Source organism: Burkholderia sp. AU18528, from assembly GCF_002223215.2.
In the GTDB taxonomy this organism is placed as follows: Bacteria; Pseudomonadota; Gammaproteobacteria; order Burkholderiales; family Burkholderiaceae; genus Burkholderia; species Burkholderia semiarida.
Genome location: NZ_NKFC02000002.1, coordinates 116,202 through 140,454, shown reverse-complemented (window position 1 = coordinate 140,454; position 24,253 = coordinate 116,202). Strand labels below are relative to the sequence as shown.

Below are 24,253 nucleotides of genomic sequence, written 5' to 3'. Positions count from 1 at the left end.
CGTTTCACGCTTGCGCGCCAATCCGGCTAACATCACACGCGATCCAGCCAATGAAGGAGTTCCGCATGGTGCGTCCGATGTTTCCGGGCCATGGCGCAACCGCGCGGCGGCCGCGCGTGCGCGCGGGCCGCTACGTGCCGATGCTCGTCGCATCGCTGTCGCTGGCCGCCGCCGGCCTCGGCGTGTCCGGCAGTGCGCGCGCGGCAATGAATTTCTGCGCGGCGCCCGCACTGCAGGCAAGCGAGACGACGCAGGCCGAGCCGGGCGTGCAGGCGCTGATCCGCAGCGTCGACGCACGCATCGGCGAGCAGCCGAAGGCGATGGCGCGCGTGCATACCGAGGGCACGCTGCCGCATGAAGGCATCCACGACCAGAGTGAAGCCGCGCTCAAGGACATGGACCTGATGCGCGATGCGGCGCTCGCGTGGCGCGTGACGAACGCGCCGCGCTATCTGCAGCTCGTCGACCGCTTCCTGTCCGCGTGGGTCTCGACCTACCAGCCGAGCTTCAACCCGATCGACGAGACGCGCTTCGACAGCCTGATCGTCGCGTACGACATGACCGCGAGCGCGCTGCCGGTGAAAACGCGCAACGCGACGGCCGCGTTCATCGCGAAGCTCGGCGCCGGCTACGTCGCGCAGGTCGACGCGCAGAAACGCCCGCTCACCGGCATCTGGCGCAACAACTGGCAGAGCCACCGGATCAAGCTGATCGCGTTGTCCGCGTTCACGCTCGGCGACCGCAAGATGATGAACGCCGCACAGCGGCTGTTCGTCGAGCATCTCGCCGACAACATCGGCCCGGACGGCAAGACCTGGGATTTCGAGGAACGCGATGCGCTGCATTACGCGGTCTACGATCTCCAGCCGCTGGTGACGGCCGCGCTCGCCGCGCGCCGCTTCAACCGCAACTGGCTGCGCGAGCGCGGCGCGAACGGCGCGACGCTCGCGGCCGCGCTCGACTGGCTCGTGCCGTACGCGCTCGGCGAGAAAACCCACGAGGAATTCGTGAATTCGCCGGTGCCGTTCGACGCGAAGCGCCGCGAGGCCGGCTTGCCGGGTTATACGGGGCAGTGGGACCCGAAAAACGCCACCGAACTCTTTCATCTGGCCGTGCGGCTCGACGGGCGCTATGCCCGCGTCGCGCAGCAGCTTTCCCCAACGCCGCCCGCATGGCTCGCCGCGTGCCTGCCATTGCAGGCGCGCTAGCACCATTCTTACAGCAAGGCAGGTATCGAAATGGCAGTCAGCGTGTTTGACCTCTTCAAGATCGGCATCGGTCCGTCCAGTTCGCACACGGTCGGGCCGATGCGCGCCGCGCTGATGTTCGTCCAGGGCCTCGAGCGCGACGGGCTGCTCGACGCGACGGCTCACGTGAAGGTCGAGCTGTACGGCTCGCTCGGCGCCACCGGCAAGGGCCACGGCACCGACCGCGGCGTGATGCTCGGCTTGCTCGGCGACGCGCCCGACACCGTCGATCCCGACACGATCGACGCGCGGCTCGAAGACGTCCGCAAGACGAAGCAACTCGCGCTGCTCGGCACGCACCCGGTGCCGTTCGTGCTGAAGGAGCACATCGCGTTCTACCGCCAGGCGCTGCCCGAACATCCGAACGGGATGAAGCTGCGCGCGAGCGACGCGAACGGCGCGGTGCTGGTCGAGCGCACGTACCTGTCGGTCGGCGGCGGCTTCGTCGTGACGGCCGGCGCGCCGAACACGAAGGTGCTGAGCGCGGCCGAGCAGATGACGCACCCGTTCCGCACCGGCGCGGAGCTGCTCGCGCTGACCGCGTCGACCGGCAAGTCGATCGCGCAACTGATGTGGGAAAACGAGCGCGCGTGGCACACCGAGGAAGAAACGCGCGACGGGCTGCTGAAGATCTGGGCCGTGATGCAGTCGTGCGTGTCGCGCGGGTGCGGGATCGGCAACCCGGACGCCGACGGCAACCTGCCCGGCCCGTTCCAGGTCAAGCGCCGCGCGCCGCAGTTGTACCGCACGCTGACGGGCAGCCCCGAACGCGCGCTGCAGGATCCGCTGTCGATGATCGACTGGATCAACCTGTACGCGATCGCGGTCAACGAGGAAAACGCGGCCGGCGGCCGCGTCGTCACCGCGCCGACCAACGGCGCGGCCGGCATCATCCCGGCCGTGCTCCACTACTACACGCGCTTCACGCCCGGCGCGAACGAACAGGGCGTGATCGACTTCCTGCTGACGGCCGCCGCGATCGGCATCCTGTACAAGCTCAACGCATCGATCTCGGGCGCGGAAGTCGGCTGCCAGGGCGAAGTGGGCGTTGCGTGCTCGATGGCGGCCGGCGCGCTCGCGGCCGTGCTCGGCGGCACGCCCCAGCAGGTCGAGAACGCGGCCGAGATCGGGATGGAGCACAACCTCGGCCTGACCTGCGACCCGGTCGGCGGGATGGTGCAGATCCCGTGCATCGAGCGCAACGCGATGGCGTCGGTGAAGGCCGTCAACGCGGCGCGCATGGCGCTGCGCGGCGACGGCTCGCACTACGTGTCGCTCGACTCGGTGATCAAGACGATGCGCGAGACGGGCGCCGACATGAAGACCAAGTACAAGGAAACGTCGCGCGGCGGGCTGGCGGTGAATATCGTCGAGTGCTGATGCGGGACCCGGCGGCAATGCGAGGCCCGTCGGCCGACGTATTGCCGCCGGGCTCGACACCCGGCACTAATCGTTCAGCCAGTTCTCCACGCGCAATCCCGGATAGCTGACGAAATCCCGCTCGTTGTTGGTCACCAGGACGACATCGAGCGACACCGCATGCGCGGCGATCAATTTGTCGAGGTGATCCTTCTTCCGTTCGCGGGTGGCCTCGCGGATCGGACCATACGCTTGCGCGGCCGGGGCGTCGAAAGGCGCGACGGGAATATCCTCGATCAACGCCGCGAGATTGCGGCGCTCCCGGGCAGGGCTCGTGCATGCGGTCACGCCGTACTCGAGCTCCGCATAAGTGACCGCCGACATGACGACGTCGCCCGTGTAGCACTGCGCAAATCGTCTCGCGACCTGCTCCGGCTGATTTTTCATCAGATAGATGCACATGTTGGTGTCGAGCATGAAGCGCGGCATCACAAGCCCTCACGTTCGGCCTGTTCATGGTCGCCACGCCCTTCGGTCATGAAGTCCGGCCCGAATTTCGCGAATTTCTCGAGTACGTTGGTCAGAGGCCGCCGCATCGGCCGAATGCGGATTTCGTCACCGACCCGCTCGATTTCCAGTTCGATATCGCTGCGTTCATAGGCAAGGTCCGCAGGAATACGCACGGCCTGCGAGTTGCCGTTTCTGAATACCCTCGTGGTATGCATGTCGATCTCCGCCCGGATGTACATTGTATGTACATTATCCGATGCGGGCCGAGATGTAAATCCATGTGTGTACATAACAGGTGTTCCTTCGGCTGACGAGCCGGCAGTGAATACGCGCGTCACGGCCATTGCCGTCGCGCATGCAGCACGCGGAGGATCTCCACGATGCCCTCGGCCGGCCGGATGCGATACACGAGCACATAGTTCGGCGCGACCACCAGCTCACGCGTGCCGGCCACCCGCCCTCGCCGATACAACTCGGCATGGGCCGGTAACGCCGCCGCCCTTTCTTCCAGCAGTTCGTCGAGTTCGAGGGCGGCCAGCGGGTCGTCCTCGGCGATGGTGTCCATGATCGCGGCGCGATCCTCGTACGCCTTCGGATTCCAGTGCAACGCAAGGGTCAAGAAGCATCCCCGCGCTTGCCGGCAAGCCGGTCACGCAGCGCCGCACGTCGCGACGCGAAGTCGGCGCTGACTTCGGCATCCGGAATCGACGCACGCGGGTCGTCCAGCGCCTGCTGCACCTGCTCGCGAAACCAGCGATCGTGGGCCGCCGCCTCGTGTGCCGCCTTCAGCGCCGCCGCGCGATCGGGCCGGGTCGCCCGGCCGGCCGCATCCGGGTCGAATGCCGACGCGTCCACATCGAATCGGCTGATACCGATATCGCGCAGAAGGCCGACCAGCGTTTCAAAACGGCGAAACACCCGAACGTCGCCGCGCTTGGCCGACAGGAAGCGTTCGTGTGCGCCGCACCGGGCCGAGAACGCCCAACCGTTGCCGCAACCGACCACGCGGGCCGCACGCACCGCGCCGGCTGCGACCAGTTCCGTCAGCGTCTTTTGATCAATCGTTTCGGTCGTCATGGCGATTCTCGCCCCCTTTCTCCACGCATTCGCTGAAATTTTACTATTGAGCGGCATCCCAATTTATTGTTATTTGGGATGCCCGCTCCGGATCGAGACAAGCGTCCGCCCGCCATCCATAGCACTCACTTTCCGCCGTCGCGCCAGTCTGCACAAGCTGGCCGGTCGGCCAACCGAAGGCGGTGCGCCCTCGCGGAACCGCCCGGCGTTCCGACACTTTTCATCGTCCGCCGTACCGGCACGCCGCCAACCGGCGTAAGCTGTACGTCCCGCTACCCAGGGAGACGGCAGCCCATGTCGCATTCCAAGGATCTCGAGCCGCGCGCCACCACCGGTGCGCGCTTGCTCGTCGATGCGTTGCTCGCCAATCACGTCGAACGCGTGTTCTGCGTGCCGGGCGAGAGCTTCCTCGCCGTGCTCGATGCGCTGGCGGACGACACCGCCCGCATCCAGACGGTCGTCTGCCGCCACGAGGCGGCCGCCGCGAACATGGCCGAGGCGGTCGGCAAGCTGACCGGCCGCCCCGGCGTCGCGTTCGTCACGCGCGGGCCCGGCGCGACCCATGCGTCGATCGGCGTGCATACCGCATTCCAGGATTCGACGCCGATGATCCTGTTCGTCGGCCAGTGCGCGCGCGAGCACCTCGACCGCGAAGCCTTCCAGGAAATCGACTACCGCCGGATGTTCGGCCAGATGGCGAAATGGGTCGCGCAGATCGACGATCCGCGCCGCATTCCCGAATACCTGAGCCACGCATTCCACGTCGCGACGTCCGGCCGGCCCGGCCCGGTCGTGCTCGCGCTGCCGGAGGACGTGCTGTCCGACGCGTGCGCGCCGCAGCCCGTCGCGCCAGCCGCGAAACGCATCGCGGCCGCGCCGTCGGCCGCGCAGATCGACGAGTTGCGCGAGCGGCTCGCGCGCGCGGAACGGCCGTTCGCGATCGTCGGCGGCAGCGGCTGGACGCCGGACGCCTGCGCGAACCTGCGCACCTTCGTCGAACGCTGGCAACTGCCGGTCGCGTGCGCGTTCCGCTTTCAGGACACGATCGACAACGCGCACCCGAACTACGCGGGCGACGTCGGGCTCGGAATCAACCCGGCGCTCGCGAAACGCATCCGCGACGCCGACCTGCTGCTCGTGATCGGGCCGCGCCTCGGCGAAGCGACGACCGGCGGCTACACGCTGCTCGACATCCCGAAGACACGCCAGACGCTGGTCCACGTGCACCAGGGCGCGGACGAACTCGGCCGCGTGTACGCCGCCGACCTGCCGATCGTGTCGGGCATGCCGGAGATCGCCGCGCCGCTGGCCGCGCTCGAACCGCCCGAGCGGCCCGCGTGGGCCGGTACGGCCGCCGACGCGCATCGCGCATACCGCGAATGGCATGCGCCGCTGCCGATGCCCGGCGACGTGCAGCTCGGCGACGTGATGGTGCAGTTGCGCGAGCGCCTGCCGCACGACGCGATCCTGACCAACGGCGCGGGCAACTATGCGATCTGGCTGCATCGCCACTTCGCGTACCGGCACTTCCGTTCGCAGCTCGCGCCGACGAGCGGCGCGATGGGCTACGGGCTGCCGGCCGCGCTCGCCGCGAAGTCGCTGTATCCGCAGCGCGCCGTCGTCGCGCTCGCCGGCGACGGCTGCTTCATGATGGCCGGCAACGAGCTCGCGACCGCGATGCAATACGGGCTGAACATCGTCGCGATCGTCGTCAACAACGGCCATTTCGGCACGATCCGCATGCATCAGGAGCGCAACTACCCGGGCCGCGTGCACGGCACCGGGCTCACGAACCCGGATTTCGCGGCCTATGCGCGTGCGTTCGGCGCGCATGGCGAGACGGTCGAGCGCACCGCCGATTTCGCGCCCGCGCTCGAACGCGCATTGACGTGCGGGCTGCCCGCGGTGATCGAGATCCGCATCCCGCAGGACGCGAGCACGCCGGCCGCGACGCTTGAGCAAATCCGCGAGCAAGGCCGCCGCGCGCGCGGCGCATGACGGCGATGGACATGCACGCCGCACCGCCCGCCGCCGTGCTGTCGCACGACGACGCGCTGGCCTGCCCCGGCACGCTGCTCTCGCCCGACGGCACGCTCGTCGCGCCGTACGATCTCGAGCATGGCGACGAGCGCGCCGACGGCTACGTGCCCGCCGCATCCGCGCTCGGCCTGCTGCACGCCGCGCACCGGCCGTTCCGGCTCGATTACGGCGACGCGCGGCACGTGCACGTGATCAACGGGATGGGCGTCGCGCTCGGCGATTCGGTGATCGGGCTGACGGCCGTCGCCGCGCTGCGTGCGGCCCATCCGGGCCTGCGCTTCACGCTGTACCGGCCCGCGCGCGCGCCGCGCTACGTCGAGGCGCTGTATGCGCTCGCGGCCGACGTCGTCGCGCCGTCGCGCGCGCTGCCGTGCCCCGCCGACGCGCTGCCCGCCGACGGGCAGTGCATCGACGTCGGCAATCACCTGTACTGGCCCGCATTCGCGCGGCTGCCGATGATCGACTTCTTCCTCGATGCGCTCGGCGTCGATCCGGCCGCCGTGCCGGCCGCCGCGAAACGCAACCGCTGGCTCGCGCGGCTGCCGCTGCCCGCGCTGCCGGCCGAATGGCGGCGGCCTTACGTGCTGTTCTGCCCGAATGCGAGCACCGCGGTGCGCAGCGTGCCGCCCGCGTTGCGCGTCGCGTTCGTGGAACGGCTCGCGCAACGTTACGGGTTGCCGGTGGTCGGCTTCGGCCCGATCGCGCATCCGGCTTACGTGGACGTGAGCCGCCACGCGACCGACACCGCGCGCTTCATCGCGTGGATCAAGGGCGCGAGCCTGCTGTTCGCGCCGGACACGGCGGCGCTGCATCTCGCCGACGGTTTCGACGTGCCGACGCTCGCGTGTTTCACGACGATCGGGCCGGCGCTGCGCGTGCGCGACTATCCGCATTGCGTGCCGGTCACGCTCGACGTGCCGGCCGAATTGCACGGGCTGCATCGCAGCGAACAGCCGGACGATCTGGCGGCGGTCGACGCCGCTTACCGTGCAATCGACTGGGACGCGCTGGCGTGGCCCGCGCCGCGCGACGCGGCGGCAGCGGCCACCTGAGCGAAGTGGGCGCGTCGGCGAGCGTGGCGATCGAATCGGCAGCGGCACACGCACCGCGCCGGCACGGGCGCCGCTTCGGCTGCCCGGCTGATCCCGCCAGGCTCGCACCGGCCGCCTGAGCGAAGCCGGCGCGGCGGCGAGCGGAACGATCGAACCGGCAACAGCGCGCGCACGGCACCACCACCGCCGCGAGCGCCGCGCCGGCCGCCCGGCTCACCGCGCCGAACGCGTCACGCGCGATCGCGCAGCGTCTCGGATGGCCGTTTGCCGAACAGGCGCCGGTAATCGGTCGCGAACTGGCTCAGATGCCAGAAACCCCACGCCTCCGCGACGTCCTGCACCGAGCCGGCCGCGCGCCCGCACAGGTCGCGCCGCGCGCCGTTCAGCCGCAGCGTGCGCAGGTAGGTCGCGGGCGCCATCCCGAGCACGTCCTGGAAGCAGTATTGCAGCGTGCGCCGGCTCACGTGCAACTGTTCGCACAGCTCGGGCACGCCCACCGGGCGCGTGCGGTGCGCGAGCACGTAGTCGCGCGCCTGGTCGACGATCCAGCGGCGCGTCGACGGCGCGGCGCCGCTGCCGTCGTCGGCCGGTTGCGCGCACGCATCGAACAGCGCGGCCAGCACTTCGGCCTGCAGATCGTCGCGCTGCGCATCGGGCAGCGGGCCGGCCATCGCCACCGCGCCGTCGAGCCGGCGGCCGAGCAGCGCGCACAGATGCGCGAGCCGCGCGTCGCCGACCTGCATCACGCGCTGCGTGAACAGCCGCTCGTCGAGCGCACGGTGCTCGACTTCCTCCGCGTAGCGGCGCAGCACGTCGCCGCGCACGACGACGCCGTAGATCGAGAACTGCGCGGGCGTCACCAGTTCGAATTCGACGTTGCCGGGCCGGAACGCGAGCGCGCCGGGGCCGATGCGGCACGCATCGACGCGCGCCGAGCCGTCGCACACGAGCGGGATGCCGAACCAGTACGCATCGCCGCGCACTTCGCAGGCCTGGCGCAGCAGGTGGCTGGTCGATTCGCGGAACAGCTTCATCGTGTCGAGCGGCAGCTCGGTCAGCGTGCCGACGAAGCGGCCGGCCGCGAGCTGGTCGTAGGTCTGCCGCCAGCCGATCAGGTTGCGCGCCTGCTCGTCCGCATCGTGCGCGACGCTGACGACGGCCTGCCCGGCGAACGCGTCGTCGCCCTGCGCGCTGCGCCGCGTGTCTTCGGCGGTCGGCTCCTCCGTACACGCCACATGTCGATTCATCGTGTCCTCCCTCACCTGCGCGGAACCCTGCGTATCACGCAAGTCCCGTGCCGAACCGCACGGCCCGGCGAACCATCCGCCATTGCACGCTGTCCGGCCGATGGGCGCCATGCGGGCGCACCCGAACGCGGCATGCCGCGCACGCCGCCGGTGCGCTCCGCGCGGCCACCGCGCATGCGCGCCGCCGCCCGCATACGCAGGCCGGTAGCGGGCCGGCTACGGAGCCGGCCTCAGCCGCACGACCCGCGTGCCGCAATTGCCGTATGCCTGCGCGATCGCCAGTTCGACGATCGCGCTGCCGGCCGCCCACGGCGCCGCGTCCGCTTCCGGCAGATCCGCGCGCAGCGTGGCGCGACCGTTGATCCGGTAGCGCAGGCCGCGCACGAAATCGACGAACAGCAATCCGACGCCGCGGCCGTCGCAGGCGGCCGCGTCGATCCGGGCGCCGTCGCCGTCATGCGCGGCGGGCAGCGCGAAGCGCAGCGTCTTCGTGTCGATGACGCGCACCACCGGCAGCAGATCGCCGTTCGCGTCGCGCCGGCTCTGCACGATGTCGCAGGTCATCGGCGCACCGGCGCCCGATGCCATGCCGACGAACATGAACGGCTGCGATTCGACGAACTGCCGCACGCCGACGCTCAGCCGCGTGGTCACGGCGTCGCTCATCCGCTCGGCTTCGTCGGCGACGCCGAAGCGGTGCTGCGCGTCGAGTTCGCCCGGATGGAATACCGGGTGACGCGGAAAGGATCGGGGCGGTTCTGCCATGCTGGGAGCGGTTGCATGCATCGGCGCACCGTGCCGCCGCGAACAGGCGGCAGCCGGCGGCGTTGCCGGTGCCGGCCGTGCAGGGAAACGCAGCCGGCGCCGACTGTCGAACAGGGAAATCGAACCGGGCGACGTGCCGGGCCCGACCGGCCACGACACGTCGCCACGGCTTCGGCGATCAGAAGAACCCGAGCGCCTCGGCCTGATAGCTGACCAGCAGGCACTTCGTCTGCTGATAGTTCGACAGCGCCATCTTGTGCGTCTCGCGGCCGATGCCCGACTGCTTGTAGCCGCCGAACGCCGCATGCGCGGGATACAGGTGATAGCAGTTGGTCCACACGCGGCCGGCCTCGATCTCCCGGCCCATGCGGTACGCACGCGTGCCGTTGCGGGTCCACACGCCCGCGCCGAGCCCGTAGAACGTGTCGTTCGCGAGCTCGATCGCTTCCTGCTCGTCCTTGAACGTCATCACCGACGCGACCGGCCCGAAGATCTCTTCCTGGAACACGCGCATCTTGTTGTTGCCGAGCAGCATCGTCGGCTTCACGTAGTAGCCCGTGCCGAGTTCGGCGGCCGGCGCCGTGCGCTCGCCGCCCGTCAGGCATTGCGCGCCTTCGCCGCGGCCGATGTCGATGTACGACAGGATCTTGTCGAGCTGCTGCTGCGACGCCTGCGCGCCGATCATCGTCTGCATGTCGAGCGGGTGGCCGGCCTTGATGCGCTCGACGCGCGCGACGGCCTTCTCGATGAAGCGGTCGTAGATCGATTCCTGGATCAGGATCCGCGACGGGCACGTGCACACTTCGCCCTGGTTCAGCGCGAACATCGCGAGCCCTTCGAGCGCCTTGTCGAGGAACGCGTCGTCCTGGTCGAGCACGTCGGCGAAGAAGATGTTCGGGCTCTTGCCGCCCAGTTCCACCGTCGACGGGATCAGGCTTTCGGCCGCCGCGCGCAGCACGTGCTTGCCGACCGGCGTCGAGCCCGTGAACGCGATCTTCGCGATCCGCTTGCTGGTCGCGAGCGCTTCGCCCGCTTCCTTGCCGAAGCCGTTCACGATGTTGATCGCGCCGGCCGGGAACAGGTCGCCGATCAGTTCCATCAGCACGAGCACCGATGCGGGCGTCTGCTCGGCCGGCTTCATCACCACGCAGCAGCCGGCCGCGAGCGCGGGCGCGAGCTTCCACGCGGCCATCAGCAGCGGGAAATTCCACGGGATGATCTGGCCGACCACGCCGAGCGGCTCGTGGAAGTGGTACGCGACGGTGTTGTCGTCGATTTCGGAGATGCCGCCTTCCTGCGCGCGGATGCAGCCCGCGAAGTAGCGGAAGTGGTCGATCGCGAGCGGCAGGTCGGCCGCCATCGTCTCGCGCAGCGGCTTGCCGTTGTCGATCGTCTCGGCCACGGCCAGCAGCTTCAGGTTCTTTTCCATCCGGTCGGCGGCGGCGAGCAGCAGGTTCGCGCGCTCGGCAACCGACGTCTTGCCCCACTTGCGGCGCGCGGCATGCGCGGCGTCGAGCGCCAGCTCGATGTCGTCGGCGCCGGAGCGCGGCACGCGGCAGAACGGCTGGCCGTTGATCGGCGACACGTTCTCGAAATACTCGCCCTTCACGGGCGCCACCCACTTGCCGCCGATGTAGTTGTCGTATTGCTGGCGGTACGGGTATTCGACGTCGAGGCCCAGTTGTTTCAGGTCAAACGGGTTCATACATGTCTCCTGTTCATCGTGCTTGTGTGAGTACAGCGCCGGTTGGAATGCGCTGATCCCGTTTACGCAACATGCGTGCCAAACGGAACGGGAGCATGTCGATCGCGGCCGGCGCGCGTGCGCACCGTGCGGTGTTCACGCAAGCAACACGACGGGTGTACCGATTCTGAACACCGCGGTTGCGCAGCGCTGCGGCCGGTGTTCGGAATTTCCACAGTGCGCGGCTGGGCGCTGCACGCGGAGAACGCCGCGTCGCGTGGCATGTCGCTTGCGTGCGCGTGACGGATCCACACGCCACGGCGCTCGCGCCGACCGACACCATGAACGATCGCGGCCCCCTGACCGACGACGCCATCGCGTTCATCCGCGAGCAGGCTTTCCTGATCGTCGCGACCGCCGACGCGGCCGGCAACGGCGACTGTTCGTATCGCGGCCGCCAGCCGCGCGCCGACGGTTCGTTCACGCCGCTCGTCGATATCCCGGACCGCCGCACGCTGGTGCTGCCCGACTTCGCGGGCAACAACCTGCTCAACACGATCGGCAACCTGCTGGTGAATCCGGCCATCGCGTTGCTGTTCGTCGATTTCGTGCGCCAGACGACCTGGCTCGTGCAGGGCCGCGCGACGCTCGACGAGGATCCGCGACGCCACGCGGACCTGTGGCCGGATGCGCTGCGCTGTCTGGTGATCGACGTGGAATGCGCGCAGGCGCGAACGGATGCGGACTTGCCGCCGCTCGTGCTGGCGTGATGCGCGGCGGGTGACGCGCTCATCGACGGAGGACCATGCGGGTACGGCGGCTGGGTCGACCGATGTGCTGATGTGCTGATACGCCGATGCGCCGATGAGTCGATGGGCCGACCCGCCGACCCGCCGAATCACCGGGCTGCAACGCTCAACGCCCATGCGTCTCCGCACCGGCCGGCGCGACGCGGCCGCGCGCCGACGTATCGGCCTGCGCGTGGCCGTCCGCCTCGTCACCCGTTTCTTCGCCCGCCGGCCGCCCGCCGAGGAACCCGAACACCACCACCGCGCACAGCACCGTGACGACGGCCAGCCCGGTCAGCAGCCGGTCGAAGGCGTGCGTGTAGCTCGCGATCAACGCGGCACGGCCGACACCCGGCAACGCGGCAGCCGCGCCCGCGAGATCGCCGGTCGCAAGCCGCGCGGCGGCGCGCAGCGTCGCGTCCGGCGCGCCGACAGCTCCTGCCGCCTGCGCGAGGCCCGTTTGCGCGAGTGCGGCCAGCACCGCGCCGACGATCGCCAGCGCAATCCCCTCGCCGGCCACGCGCGTCGTGCTGAAAATGCCCGTCGCCATCCCCGCGCGCTCCTTCGGCACGACGCTCACCGACAGCCCGTCCATCAGCCCCCACGGCATGCCGGCGCCGACGCCGATCGCGAGCATCGGCGCGATCGCCGCCGGCCCCGCGCCGCCGCGCAGCGCGATGCCGAGCCACACGAGCCCGCCCGCCGCGACCAGCAGCCCGAGCCCCGAAATCACGCCGGCCGACAGCCAGCGCGTGAGCGTCGCCGCGACGAGCGGCACGAAGAGCATCGGCGCGGAGATCGCGAGCATCAGCCAGCCGGCGTCGATCTCGCTGAAGCCGTCGATGCCGATGAAGCGCAGCGGCAGCACGACGAGCAGCACGATGTAGCAGCAGCAGGTCGACACCGGCAGCACCTGCACGCCGACGAAGCGCGCGATGCGAAACAGCGACAGGTCGAGCATCGGCCGCGCGACGCGCGTCTCGATCGTCACGAACGCGCACGCGCCGAGCGCCGCGCCGGCCAGCAACGCGATCACGAGCGCGCTCGACCAGCCGCGCGCGGGCGCTTCGATCACGCCGAACGTGAACAGCGTCAGCGCGGCCGTGAACGCGGCCGTGCCGGGCCAGTCGAGCCCCGTTGCGTGCGGGTCGCGCGACTCGTGCATGCGCGGCAGCCCGAACGCGAGCGACAGCACGCCGGCCACCGCGCTCGTCACGAAGATCGCGCGCCAGCCGTAATGCCCGATCAGCCCGCCGGCGAGCACGGGCCCGAACGCGAGCCCGATCCCGAAGGTCGTGCCGAGCAGGCTGAACGCACGCGTGCGCGCCGCGCCGTCGAATTCCTGCGCGAGCGCGGCCGTGCCGCCGGCCAGCGCCGCGGCCGCCGCGAGCCCTTGCGCGGCGCGCAGCAAGTCAACGGCGAGCATCGACGGCGCGAACGCGAGCGCGACCGACATCAGCGTGAAGCCGCCGACGCCGATCGCGAACAGGCGCTTGCGGCCGAACTGGTCGGCCAGCGCGCCCGACGCCATCAGAAAGCTGCCGAACGCGAGCATGAACGCGTTGGTGATCCAGTTCATCGCGACCGGGCTGCCGTGCAGGTCGCGGCCGATCGCCGGCGTCGCGACCGCACCGCCGGAAAACGACAGCGGCAGCGCGACGGCGGCCATGCAGACGGCGGCCAGCACCCATGCGCGCCGGCGCGCGGCCATGGCTGCAGCAGTGGAAACAGGGTGATCCATCATCGCTCCTCGAAAAGCCGGCGCGGATGCGCCATCAGAGCGACAGAAGATAAATCGGATTCAATCCGCGAAAAACCACGCAAAGCTCCGCATATAACGGACTAAAATTCCGCAATTGACCCGCTGGCGTGCGTCGCCGCACGCCCCTCATTCGATGGAAAACCTCACCGGCATCGTCGCGTTCGTCCGCACCGCCGAAGCGCTGAGCTTCGTCGCGGCCGGCCGCACGCTCGGTATCTCGGCGTCGGCGGTCGGCAAGACGATCGCGAAGCTCGAGCAGTCGCTCGGCGTGCGCCTGTTCAACCGCACGACGCGACGCGTGACCCTCACCGACGAGGGACGGCATTTCTACGAGCGCTGCCAGCGGATCCTCGAGGATTTCCGCGACGCGGAGGCGACCGTGACGGCGTCCGCGCAGCGCCCGCGCGGCAAGCTGCGCGTGAGCCTGCCGGTGATCGGCTACCGCTTCCTGCTGCCGGTGCTGCCCGAATTCCGGCGGCGCTATCCGGACGTCGAGCTCGATCTCGATTTCAACGACCGAATGGTCGACGTGGTCGAAGGCGGCTTCGACGCGGTGATCCGCAGCGGCACGCTGTCCGATTCGAGCCTGATGTCGCGGCGGCTCGGCCCGTTCGCGTTCGTGCTATGCGCGACGCCCGCGTATCTCGCGCAGGCCGGCACGCCGCGCACGCCGCGCGAACTCGAAGCGCACGACTGCGTGCGCTACTGCTTCCCGACCACCGGCAAGCTGCAGGACTGGGCGCTCGCGGCCGACGACGGCACGCCGCTCACGCTGCGCACCGCGATGACCTGCAACAACATGGAGGCGCTGCGCGGCGCCGTGCTCGCGGGGCTCGGCATCGGCTACATGCCCGACTTCCTCGCGCGCGACGCGCTCGAACAGGGCGCGCTCGTCACCGTGCTCGACGCCTACCGGATCGCGCCGGGGCAGTTCTCGATCGTGTGGCCGTCGAGCCGGCAGTTGTCGCCGAAGCTGCGCGTGTTCGTCGATTTCCTGTGCGAGCGGCTGTTCAGGTAGTCGCCCCGATCCGCTCCGCCTGCGCCGGCGGCAGCAGCGCGTCGCTGTCGTCCTTCAGCCCGACGCCCGTCAGCCCGAGCCTGCGCGCATGCGTCATCAGGTAATGCAGCTTGTGCGCGGCGGTCGCGTGCGGCAGCCCTTCGGGCCGTACGTTCGAGATGCAGTTGCGCAGCGCGTCGTGACAGCCGACCTTCGGCGCCCACGTCAGGTACACGCCGAGGCTGTCCGGCGAGCTGAGCCCCGGCCGTTCGCCGATCAGCACCGCGACCACCTTCGCGCGCAGCAGCTCGCCGATCTCGTCGCCGAGCGCGACGCGCGCCTGCGTCGCGACCACCACCGGGCCGATCCGCCAGCCGTCCGCGTCGAGCCGCGGCCGCACGGCCTGCAACAGCGGCAGCGCCTGCTTCGCGGCCGCGAACGCCGACAGCCCGTCGCCGACCACGAACACGACGTCGGGCGCCTCGTCGAGCGCCGCCCCGTAGCCGGCCAGCAGCCCGCGGCTGTCGTCCGACAGCTTGCGGCCGAGATCGGGCCGGCGCAGGTAATGGTCGCGATCGGGCGCGGCGCTCTGCACGCGCAGCGTCGGCAGCAGGCCGGCCGCCTCGATCTCGCGCCGCAGCGCATCCGCGTCGAGCGGCTGGTGCACCGCGTCGCGCGCCTGCGCATGCGACAGGTTGAAGGCCAGCAGCGGCGCGGTCGGCAGGCTGTTGCCCGCACGGCCGAGCGCGATCCGCGCGTTCGTGAACGACTTCAGTTGCGCCCACGGGTTCTTCTCGACGGCGTCGCTCATGCGGAAATCCCCATCCAGTCGTTCGCGCCCGCGAGCAGCGGCACGCGTGCCGACGCCGCGCGCAGCGCGCCGTGCGCGTCGGCGATCTCCATCGTCTCCAGCCATTCCTCGAATTCGGGCGCGCGGCGCAGGCCGAGCACCTCGCGCACGTAGAGCTGGTCGTGGAACGACGTGCTCTGGTAGTTCAGCATCACGTCGTCCGCGCCCGGAATCCCCATGATGAAGTTGATGCCGGCCGCGCCCAGCAGCGTCAGCAGCGTGTCCATGTCGTCCTGGTCGGCTTCCGCGTGGTTCGTGTAGCAGATGTCGCAGCCCATCGGCACGCCGAGCAGCTTGCCGCAGAAGTGATCCTCGAGGCCCGCGCGAATGATCTGCTTGCCGTCGTACAGGTATTCGGGCCCGATGAAGCCGACCACCGTGTTCACGAGGAACGGCTCGAACTTGCGCGCGACCGCATACGCGCGCACTTCGCAGGTCTGCTGGTCGACGCCGAAATGCGCGTTCGCCGACAGCGCGCTGCCCTGTCCCGTCTCGAAGTACATCAGATTGTCGCCGACCGTGCCGCGCTTCAGCGCCAGCGCGGCCTCGCGCGCCTCGCCGAGCAGCGCGAGCGAGATCCCGAAGCTCGCGTTCGCCTTCTCGGTGCCCGCGATCGACTGGAACACGAGATCGACCGGCGCGCCCTTCTCGATCGCCGCGATCGTGTTGGTCACGTGCGTGAGCACGCACGACTGGGTCGGCACGCCGTAGCGTTCGCGGAAACCGTCGATCATCGCGAGCAGCTTCACGATCGCCGCGAGGCTGTCGGTGGCCGGGTTGATGCCGATCATCGCGTCGCCGCAGCCGTACATCAGCCCGTCGAGCATCGATGCGGCGATGCCCTTCACGTCGTCGGTCGGGTGGTTCGGCTGCAGCCGCACCGACATCCGGCCGGCGAGCCCGACCGTGTTGCGAAAGCGCGTGACCACGCGGCGCTTCCTCGCGGCCGCGATCAGGTCCTGGTTGCGCATCAGCTTCGACACGGCCGCGACCATCTCCGGCGTGAGCCCCGGCGCGATCCGCTCGAGCGCCGCGCCGTCGGCCGCGGGCGACAGCAGCCAGTTGCGGAAATCGCCGACGGTGAGGTGCGAGATCTCCGCGAACGCGTGCGCGTCGTGATCGTCGACGATCAGGCGCGTGACCTCGTCGTCTTCATACGGGATCACCGCTTCGTTCAGGAACGCCTTCAGCGGCACGCCCGCGAGCGCGATCTTCGCGGCGACGCGCTCCTCCTCGCTCGCCGCCGCGACGCCGGCGAGCTGATCGCCGGAACGCAGCGGGCTCGCCTTCGCGAGCAGCGTCTTCAGGTCCGCGAAGCGGTACGTGCGCGGACCGATCGTCTCCGTATAGGACATCGTTCGAATCTCCTTGCCAAAAGCCGACGGCGCGCCCGTTCGACGGGGCGCGCCGGATGCCGTCAGGAACGGCCTTTCACGTTCACCGTCGTCATCCTGCTCACTCCTCCAGCAACGCGTCGCCGGGGGCGCTCGCGCGCTGCGAACGGGTCGCGAGGAAGTACGCGTAGCCGACCGCGAGGAAGCCGACGAACACCAGCGCGACCAGCCCGTTGAAATACACCATCGTACCGAGGCAGACGAGCGCCGCCAGGATCGCGAACGCCGGGAAGATCGGGTACATCGGCGCGCGGAACGGCCGCGCCATGTTCGGCTGCGAGCGGCGCAGCTTGAACAGCGCCGCCATGCTCACGATATACATCACGATCGCCCCGAACACCGACATCGTCACGATATTCGCGGTGAGCGTCTGCCCGCCGAACTGGATCAGCTCGTCGCTGTAGATCGCGGCGATCCCGACCACGCCGCCGGCGAGGATCGCGCGATGCGGCGTCTTGAAGCGCGGATGCACCTTCCCGAGCCATTCGGGCAGATAGCCTTCGCGGGCCAGCGCGAAGATCTGGCGCGAATAGCCGAGGATGATCCCGTGAAACGACGCGACGAGCCCGAACAGCCCGAGCCACACCAGCATGTGCATCCAGCCGCTGTTCGCGCCGACGATGTACTTCATCGCCTGCGGCAGCGGGTCGTTGATGTTCGCGAGCTTGGTCCAGTCGCCCGCGCCGCCGGCGAACACCATCACGCCGATCGCGAGCGCCACGAGGGTCAGGATCCCGGCCACGTACGCGATCGGAATCGAGCGCTTCGGGTTCTTCGCTTCCTCGGCGGCCATCGCGACGCCCTCGATCGCGAGGAAGAACCAGATCGCGAACGGAATCGCCGCGAACATCCCGTGGAACGCGCCCAGGCTGAAATGGTCGGCGCCCGACCAGCCGCCCTTCGTGAAATTGCTCCACGCGAAGCCCGGCGACACGACGCCCATGAATACCAGCAGCTCGAAGATCGCGAGCAGCGTGACGACCAGCTCGAAGGTCGCCGCGATCTGCACGCCGACGATGTTCAGCGCCATGAACACGAGATACGCGCCCATCGCCGCGTGTTTCGGTTCGAGCCCCGGAAACTGCACGTGCAGGTACGCGCCGATCGCGAGCGCGATCGCGGGCGGCGCGAACACGAACTCGACGAGCGTCGCCGCGCCGGCCAGATAGCCGCCGGTCGGGCCGAACGCGCGGCGCGCATACGCGAACGGGCCGCCCGCGTGCGGGATCGACGTCGTCAGCTCGGTGAAACTGAAGATGAAGGTGGTGTACATCGCCGCGACGAACAGCGCGGTGATCACGAAACCCAGCGTGCCCGCGCTCGCCCAGCCGTAGCTCCAGCCGAAGTATTCGCCGGAAATCACGAGGCCGACCGCGATGCCCCACAGTTGCCAGGTCCCGAGCGTCTGCTGCAGCGCGGGCTGGCCGGCGGACTTGGCGCCGGCGGCGGGCCGGCCATTCGACTCTGCTTTCATCGGACTCTCTCCTCAAGGGCGCCGGGCCTGCGGGCCCGCGCGACTGAGAATCGATGCTAGAGAGTCATTAAACGACGTGTTATCGAAATTCGGCAAAGATCGCGGCTGACATTTCGCTTGCGGAAATGCTTTCGGAAACGCTCGCGGTAACGCTCGCGGTAACGCTCGCGGTAACGCTTGCGGTAACGCCGGCCGCGCGCGTTGCCACGCCGATCCGGGCCGCGCGATGCGGGCCGGATCGGCCGTGTCGAGTGGCCTTACTGGCCGCCGCCGCGCTGGTTGAACCAGCGGTCGAGCAGCTTGCCGGCCGCTTCCCGGCCGCCGAGGCCGAACGACAGCGCAACGGCCACCGCGATCGCGCCAAGCACGAGGCCGAACGCGAGCTGGACGATTTCGTTCGCGATGCCCATCGCGCGCAGCCCCATCGCGAACACGAGGCCGAGGATCGCGAACTGCGCGATGCGCGCGAACAGCACGCTGTGCTCGCGGTCGGCCTGCTCGATCACGCGGCGCGCGAGCCCGGCGAGCCATACGCCGATCACGAGGATCACGCCGCCCATCAGCACGTGGCCGCCGAATTCGATGAACAACGTGACGACGTCGCGCACCTGCGTGAAGCCGAGCCGGTTCGCGGCCTCGACCGACGCGAACAGCATCGCGAAGAACACGATCAGCCGCGCGACCAGCACCGACGGCTGCAGGATCCCCGAGAACACGCGCTCGACGCCGAGCACGGCCGGCAGCCCGTCGACGCCGGCCGCTTCCAGCAGCTTCTGCGCGAGCGACGCGACGAAGCGCGCGAAGTAGAACGTGACCAGCACGATCACGATCGCCGCGACGATGTCCGGCACCGCGCCGAGGAACTGGTTCAGCATGTTGGTCGCGGGGATCGAGATCGCGTCGATCTTCAGCGCGTCGAGCGCGGAGATCAGCGTCGGCACGAACACGAACACGTAGACGATCGTGCCGATCAGGCTCGACACGCGCACGGGCGTCGGGCTGTCGATTCCTTGGGTGAGGCGGTCGGCGCCGGCCGCGACCAGCAGGTTCGTCACGAGGCCGCGCAGCACGCGCGCGACGACCCAGCCGACGAAGCCGATCACCGCGGCCGCGAAAAGGTTCGGCACGATCGCGAGCAGCTTGTCGACCATTCCCTGCACCGGCGACAGCAGGCCCGACAGCGCGAACGAGCCGAGGATCGCCGGCAGGAACATCAGGATCACGAGCCAGAACAGCACGTCGCCGAGATAGCCGCTCATCGGCTGCATGCCGGCGCTTTCGGACAGCGTGGCGTCGACCTTGCTCGCCTTCAGCGCGCGGTTCGCGAGGCTGCGCAGCAGCGACGCGATCAGCCACGCGATCAGCGTCAGCGCCGCGCCGCCGATCAGGTTCGGCAGGTAGTTGACGATGTGCGTGACGAGCAGCGAGAACGGATTGGATACCGCGTACAGGTTGAGCACGTTGAAGATGCCCACCGCGGTGACGAGCAGCACGAGCCAGAACAGGCCGCCGGCGATGATGCGTTCGACGCACGCGCCCTGGCCGGTGCTGTCGGTGATCCGCTGATCGACCTTCAGCGCGTTGAGCAGCCGGAGCGCGCCGGCCCGCACCGCGACGGCGATCAGCCAGCCGATCACCAGGATGCCGATCGCGCCGGCGATCTTGGGCAGGTATCCGCCTAGCGTGGCCTGCAGCGACGTGATGAAGCTGGAAGCATCCATTTCTTCTTCTCCCGAAAAACGTGGCGTTGCGATTGAACATCGACGAACTACCTGCGTACTTCGAAATGCGTGCTGCCCCGTCCGAGCAACTTACCCGAGAAAAATGACGCGTTCATCCGATTTCACCGTCTTTAACTTTAGTCATAGATCGCGGAGGGACAAGACCCCATTTCGTTGAAATAAAAAGGGGACGGAATTCGGACGGCTACGCATTTCCGCAAGATTTGTCCATTCGGCCCGTGCTACCGTGGCGTCGGTTCCAGCCCGGACACGCCGATGCCCCCAGCCGACACGAAAACCGATCCGCCCGCGTGGGCTCGCTACGCGGCCAGCGTGGCGCGTGTTCACGCATACATCGGCGCGCATCTCGACGGCCCGCTCGACCTGAACCGGCTCGCCGAAGTCGCGTGCCTGTCGCCGTATCACTGGCAGCGCGTCTACCGCGCGCTGTACGGCGAATCGATCGTGCTGACGGTGCGGCGGATGCGGATCGTGCGGGCGTCCGAGGATCTCGTCTGCACCGCGCGGCCGCTCGACGAGATCGCGCGGCGCGCGGGCTACGGGTCGACGCACGCGTTCGCGCGGGCGTTTCGCGACGCGTACGGCGTGCTGCCGGCGGAGCATCGCCGCACGGGCACACACCGGCCGATTTATCCACTACAGCGAGGAGAGGAAGACATGTTCAAGCATGAAGTCGAGATCCGGCGTCTGCCGGAACTGCGCGGCTACGCGGTGGCGCATACCGGCGCATACCTGAAGGTCGGCGACGCGTTCGGCCGGATCGGCGCGTGGGCCGGGCAGCACGGGCTGATCGGCCCGGGCGCGAAGATGATCGGGATTTTCTACGACGATCCGGACACGACGCCCGAAGCACAATTGCGCGCGAAAGCGTGCATCATGCCGGCCGACGGCGTGCCGGACGTCGCGCCCGTGCCGCCGGTCGAGCGTGCGACGATCGCAGGCGGCGAATACGCGGTGCTGCTGCATACCGGGCCGTATGCGGACCTGAAGACGGCCTACCAGTGGCTCTACGGCGACTGGCTGCGTCACTCGGGCCGCGAAGCCGCCGACGCGCCGCCGTTCGAGCTGTACCTCAATACGCCGATGGACACGGCGCCGGCCGACCTGCGCACCGAGATTCATCTGCCGTTGCGCTGACTAAACGGTGCGTCGTGGAGCCGTATCCTGACGGACCGCGACGATATTGCCGGCGCGAGCATGCCGGGGACGACATCGGGCATGCCGGTGCGCCGGCCGTCGAACGAAGCGTGCCGGCCTGTGCTCATGCGCAGCCGGCACGAACGCGCGGAAATCTTCAAGCCGCCTGCGTTCCGCAGCCGGGACAGAACCGCGCGTCGGCCGCCAGCGCCGCGTGACAGCGGCTGCAGGCCTTGCCGCGTTGCGCCGCGCCGCACTGCGCGCAGAAGCGTGCATCGGCCGCGTTGAGTGAGCCGCAGCCCGCGCACGCGAGCTGGCTCAGCGCCAGATTGCCGCCCTGGCCACCGTTGCCCACATCGGCCGGCGCCTGCCAGCCCCAGCCGTGGCGATCGCGGCCGCGCGCATCGTGGCCGCCGTTTCCGCCCTGGCGCGGCCCGCCGTGATGCCCGCCGCCGTGACCGCCGTGGCCGCTATTGCCGTGCCCGCCGCCGTGGCCGCCGAAGATCCGTTTCAGAAAACTCATCGCCCGCTCCTCAACGCTTGGCCGGTGCGCCGCCGAACGCCCCGGAGGACGACAGCAGCCGCAAGCCGTTGGCCACGACGATCAGGCTCGCGCCCGCGTCCGCGAAGACCGCCATCCACATCGTGCCGAGCCCCGCGACGGTGAGCCCGAGAAAGACGACCTTCACGCCGAGCGCGAAGCCGATGTTCTGTACCAGCACGCGGTGCGTCGCGCGCGACAGCCGCACGAACGCGGGAATCTTGCGCAGGTCGTCGTCCATCAGCGCGACGTCGGCCGTCTCGATCGCCGTGTCGGTGCCCATCGCGCCCATCGCGAAGCCGATGTCGGCGCGCGCGAGCGCCGGCGCATCGTTGATCCCGTCGCCGACCATCCCGACCGCGCCCGCGCCGCCCGCGGACAGTTCCTCGACCGCCGCGAGCTTGTCTTCCGGCAACTGGTTGCCGCGCGCGTCGTCGATGCCCGCTTGCTTGGCGATCGCCTGCGCGGTGTGCGGGTTGTCGCCCGTCAGCATCGCGGTGCGGATGCCGAGCGCATGCAGATCGGCGATCGCGGCGCGGCTCGTGTCCTTGATCGTGTCGGCCACCGCGAAGATACCGAGCACGCGCGTTTCGTCGACCAGCACGACGACGCTCTTGCCCTGCCGCTCCAGCGCGTCGAGCTTCGTCTCGAGTGCCGCCGAGCAGCGCTCGAGCTCCTCGACGAGGCGGTGGTTGCCGAGCCAGTAGCGCGCGCCGTCGATCGTGCCGCGCACGCCGCGCCCGACGATCGCTTCGAAGTCCTGCACGTCGGCGAATGCCGTCGTGCCGGCGTCGCGCGCCGCGGCGGCAATCGCCTGCGACACCGGGTGATCGGAGCGCGCCGCGAGGCTCGCGCCGAGGTGCCGCACGCGCGCCGCATCGGCATCGTCCGCATGCACGTCGAAGTCGGTCTGCACCGGCTTGCCGTGCGTGATCGTGCCGGTCTTGTCGAGCGCGAGCCACGCGAGCTTGCGCCCTTCCTCCAGATAGACGCCGCCCTTCACGAGAATTCCGCGCCGCGCCGCGGCCGCGAGCCCCGACACGATCGTCACCGGCGTCGAGATCACCAGCGCGCACGGGCACGCGATCACGAGCAGCACCAGCGCGCGGTAGATCCAGTCGTGCCACGCGCCGCCCATCACGAGCGGCGGCGCCACCGCGACCAGCAGCGCGACCGCGAATACGATCGGCGTGTAGACCCGCGCGAACTGGTCGACGAAGCGCTGCGTCGGCGCCTTCGCGCCCTGCGCTTCCTCGACCGCGTGGATGATCCGCGCGAGCGTCGAGTGGGCCGCGACGGCCGTCACGCGGTATTCGAACGAACCGGATTCGTTGATCGTGCCCGCGTACACGGCATCGCCGCTCGCCTTTTCGACGGGCAGGCTCTCGCCGGTGATCGGCGCCTGGTTGACCGTCGAGCGGCCCGCGACGACTTCGCCGTCCAGCCCGATCCGCTCGCCCGGCTTCACGCGCACGACGGCGCCAAGCGCGACCTGCGCGGCCTCGATCGTGCGCCACGAGCCGTCGGCCTGCTGCACGGTCGCGGTGTCCGGCGCGAGCTGCATCAGCCCCTGGATCGCATTGCGCGCGCGGTCGAGCGACTTCGCCTCGATCAGCTCGGCGATCGTAAACAGCACCATCACCATCGCGGCTTCCGGCCACTGGCCGATCGCCATCGCGCCCGTCACCGCGATGCTCATCAGCGCGTTGATGTTCAGGTTGCCGTTGCGGATCGCGATCCAGCCCTTCTTGTACGTGGTGAGCCCGCACGCGAGCACCGCGGCGAGCGCGAGCGCCGCCGACAGCCACACCGGCAGCCCGGCCCACGTCGCGCCTTCGGACGCGATCGCGGCGACGCCGGCGAGTGCCAGCGGCCACCACGGCTTCGCCGGCGGCGGCGCGGTGGGCGCCGACGGCGCATCGGCCGTCGCGGCCTCCGGCGTCATCCCGAGCGTGCGGATCGCGCCTTCGATCGCCGGCTGCGCGCCGGGCACGTGCTCGACGGTCAGCATCCGCTGCATCAGGTTGAATTCGAGCGCCGACACTTCGCTCATCCCGCCGAGCTTCTTGCGGATCAGCGTTTCCTCGGTCGGGCAGTCCATCTGCATGATCCGGAACGCAGAGCGCACGTGGCCCGACGCGGTCGCCTGCGCGACCGGCAGCGGCGCGAGCGTCAGCGCGGCCGGCGCGCAGCAGTCGCCGGCCGCGTGGTCGTGGTCGTGGTCGTGGTCGTGGTCGTGGTCGTGGTCGTCGCCGACATGGTCATGCGCGGGGTGGTCGTGCGAACACGTGGCGCCATGCTGATGCGTATCGTCACGCGCGTCGTCGTGATCGTGGTCATGACCCGCGTCGCCGTGTGCGGCGTGATCGTGCCCGTGGTCGTGGCCATGATCGCGATCGCGGTCATGGCCGTGCGCGCGCGCGCCGGCCGCCGGCACCGCATCGGCCACGGCCGCCGTCTGCGTGTCGCGCGCATCGGCGCAGCACGCATCGGCGCCGCCGGCATGACGGTGTCGTGGGTCGGGGGTGCGCTTGGCGTCGGTCATGACAACCTCCTTTGTGGCTTGACGGTGTAGAGTTAACACCCT

The 24,253-nt window shown here is 69.5% G+C and carries 21 protein-coding genes; 7 read left to right on the top strand and 14 right to left on the bottom strand.

Annotation, left to right across the window (positions count from 1 at the left end; genetic code table 11):
• Nucleotides 1-65 precede the first annotated feature (65 nt).
• Nucleotides 66-1,208 (top strand): alginate lyase family protein, encoded by a 1,143-nt coding sequence (locus tag CFB52_RS00775; protein ID WP_059580711.1) that lies wholly within the window; start codon nucleotides 66-68, stop codon nucleotides 1,206-1,208.
• A gap of 30 nt (nucleotides 1,209-1,238) precedes the next feature.
• The gene (locus CFB52_RS00770; protein ID WP_059638442.1) at nucleotides 1,239-2,627 is read left to right on the top strand and encodes an L-serine ammonia-lyase; all 1,389 of its coding nucleotides are present in this window, start codon (nucleotides 1,239-1,241) and stop codon (nucleotides 2,625-2,627) included.
• 66 nt (nucleotides 2,628-2,693) lie between these two features.
• Here CFB52_RS00770 and CFB52_RS00765 read toward each other — a convergent pair whose 3' ends face one another.
• From CFB52_RS00765 to CFB52_RS00750, 4 genes are all read right to left on the bottom strand, one after another.
• Nucleotides 2,694-3,095: a type II toxin-antitoxin system VapC family toxin gene (locus tag CFB52_RS00765; protein ID WP_059580596.1), complete on the bottom strand. Its 402-nt coding sequence runs from the start codon at nucleotides 3,093-3,095 to the stop codon at nucleotides 2,694-2,696.
• On the bottom strand, nucleotides 3,095-3,331 hold the full coding sequence (gene vapB / locus CFB52_RS00760) for a type II toxin-antitoxin system VapB family antitoxin (protein ID WP_059580709.1): 237 nt from the start codon (nucleotides 3,329-3,331) through the stop codon (nucleotides 3,095-3,097). The genes CFB52_RS00765 and vapB overlap by 1 nt, the downstream gene beginning before the upstream one ends.
• 119 nt (nucleotides 3,332-3,450) lie before the next feature.
• Nucleotides 3,451-3,735 (bottom strand): type II toxin-antitoxin system RelE/ParE family toxin, encoded by a 285-nt coding sequence (locus CFB52_RS00755; protein WP_060310219.1) that lies wholly within the window; start codon nucleotides 3,733-3,735, stop codon nucleotides 3,451-3,453.
• Nucleotides 3,732-4,193, bottom strand: coding sequence for a hypothetical protein (locus CFB52_RS00750; protein WP_099315933.1), 462 nt, complete (start codon nucleotides 4,191-4,193; stop codon nucleotides 3,732-3,734). The genes CFB52_RS00755 and CFB52_RS00750 overlap by 4 nt, the downstream gene beginning before the upstream one ends.
• A gap of 294 nt (nucleotides 4,194-4,487) precedes the next feature.
• On the opposite strand from CFB52_RS00750, the gene CFB52_RS00745 reads away from it, so the two are divergent.
• Nucleotides 4,488-6,191 carry a thiamine pyrophosphate-binding protein gene (locus CFB52_RS00745; protein ID WP_059580588.1) on the top strand — a complete coding sequence of 568 codons (1,704 nt, stop codon included), beginning with the start codon at nucleotides 4,488-4,490 and terminating at the stop codon, nucleotides 6,189-6,191.
• Nucleotides 6,188-7,285, top strand: a complete 1,098-nt coding sequence (locus CFB52_RS00740; protein WP_099315932.1) for an ADP-heptose--LPS heptosyltransferase — start codon at nucleotides 6,188-6,190, stop codon at nucleotides 7,283-7,285. Before CFB52_RS00745 ends, CFB52_RS00740 begins: the two co-directional genes overlap by 4 nt.
• A 230-nt stretch (nucleotides 7,286-7,515) precedes the next feature.
• Here the strand turns inward: CFB52_RS00740 and CFB52_RS00735 are convergent, their stop codons facing one another.
• The 3 genes from CFB52_RS00735 to CFB52_RS00725 form a co-directional block, all read right to left on the bottom strand.
• Nucleotides 7,516-8,532: a helix-turn-helix domain-containing protein gene (locus CFB52_RS00735; RefSeq protein WP_059580707.1), complete on the bottom strand. Its 1,017-nt coding sequence runs from the start codon at nucleotides 8,530-8,532 to the stop codon at nucleotides 7,516-7,518.
• A 216-nt stretch (nucleotides 8,533-8,748) separates the two neighbouring features.
• The gene (locus tag CFB52_RS00730; protein WP_089464440.1) at nucleotides 8,749-9,297 is read right to left on the bottom strand and encodes a hypothetical protein; all 549 of its coding nucleotides are present in this window, start codon (nucleotides 9,295-9,297) and stop codon (nucleotides 8,749-8,751) included.
• A gap of 178 nt (nucleotides 9,298-9,475) precedes the next feature.
• A complete protein-coding gene (locus CFB52_RS00725; RefSeq protein WP_059580582.1) occupies nucleotides 9,476-11,002 on the bottom strand; it encodes an aldehyde dehydrogenase family protein in 1,527 nt (508 codons plus the stop codon).
• Nucleotides 11,003-11,322: 320 nt separating this feature from the next.
• Here CFB52_RS00725 and CFB52_RS00720 point away from each other — a divergent pair, with 320 nt between their 5' ends.
• A complete protein-coding gene (locus CFB52_RS00720; protein WP_060966428.1) occupies nucleotides 11,323-11,751 on the top strand; it encodes a pyridoxamine 5'-phosphate oxidase family protein in 429 nt (142 codons plus the stop codon).
• 145 nt (nucleotides 11,752-11,896) lie between these two features.
• Here CFB52_RS00720 and CFB52_RS00715 read toward each other — a convergent pair whose 3' ends face one another.
• Nucleotides 11,897-13,510 carry an MFS transporter gene (locus tag CFB52_RS00715; protein WP_099315989.1) on the bottom strand — a complete coding sequence of 538 codons (1,614 nt, stop codon included), beginning with the start codon at nucleotides 13,508-13,510 and terminating at the stop codon, nucleotides 11,897-11,899.
• Nucleotides 13,511-13,664: 154 nt separating this feature from the next.
• Here CFB52_RS00715 and CFB52_RS00710 point away from each other — a divergent pair, with 154 nt between their 5' ends.
• The gene (locus CFB52_RS00710) at nucleotides 13,665-14,549 is read left to right on the top strand and encodes a LysR family transcriptional regulator (RefSeq protein ID WP_099315931.1); all 885 of its coding nucleotides are present in this window, start codon (nucleotides 13,665-13,667) and stop codon (nucleotides 14,547-14,549) included.
• Here CFB52_RS00710 and eutC read toward each other — a convergent pair.
• From eutC to CFB52_RS00690, 4 genes are all read right to left on the bottom strand, one after another.
• Entirely contained in the window at nucleotides 14,542-15,339 is a 798-nt protein-coding gene (gene eutC, locus CFB52_RS00705; RefSeq protein ID WP_099315930.1) for an ethanolamine ammonia-lyase subunit EutC, read from the bottom strand. The genes CFB52_RS00710 and eutC overlap by 8 nt on opposite strands.
• Complete coding sequence (locus CFB52_RS00700) at nucleotides 15,336-16,733, bottom strand: ethanolamine ammonia-lyase subunit EutB (protein ID WP_099315929.1); 1,398 nt, start codon at nucleotides 16,731-16,733, stop codon at nucleotides 15,336-15,338. The genes eutC and CFB52_RS00700 overlap by 4 nt, the downstream gene beginning before the upstream one ends.
• A 100-nt stretch (nucleotides 16,734-16,833) precedes the next feature.
• The gene (gene eat / locus CFB52_RS00695; RefSeq protein ID WP_099315928.1) at nucleotides 16,834-18,246 is read right to left on the bottom strand and encodes an ethanolamine permease; all 1,413 of its coding nucleotides are present in this window, start codon (nucleotides 18,244-18,246) and stop codon (nucleotides 16,834-16,836) included.
• 257 nt (nucleotides 18,247-18,503) lie between these two features.
• Nucleotides 18,504-19,967, bottom strand: a complete 1,464-nt coding sequence (locus tag CFB52_RS00690) for a mechanosensitive ion channel (RefSeq protein ID WP_099315927.1) — start codon at nucleotides 19,965-19,967, stop codon at nucleotides 18,504-18,506.
• A 276-nt stretch (nucleotides 19,968-20,243) separates the two neighbouring features.
• Between CFB52_RS00690 and CFB52_RS00685 the strand changes: the two genes are divergently transcribed.
• A complete protein-coding gene (locus CFB52_RS00685; protein WP_099315926.1) occupies nucleotides 20,244-21,125 on the top strand; it encodes a GyrI-like domain-containing protein in 882 nt (293 codons plus the stop codon).
• 157 nt (nucleotides 21,126-21,282) lie between these two features.
• Here CFB52_RS00685 and CFB52_RS00680 read toward each other — a convergent pair whose 3' ends face one another.
• Entirely contained in the window at nucleotides 21,283-21,648 is a 366-nt protein-coding gene (locus CFB52_RS00680) for a zinc ribbon domain-containing protein (protein ID WP_099315925.1), read from the bottom strand.
• 10 nt (nucleotides 21,649-21,658) lie between these two features.
• Nucleotides 21,659-24,211 (bottom strand): heavy metal translocating P-type ATPase, encoded by a 2,553-nt coding sequence (locus tag CFB52_RS00675; protein ID WP_099315924.1) that lies wholly within the window; start codon nucleotides 24,209-24,211, stop codon nucleotides 21,659-21,661.
• Between the last annotated feature and the right edge of the window lie 42 nt (nucleotides 24,212-24,253).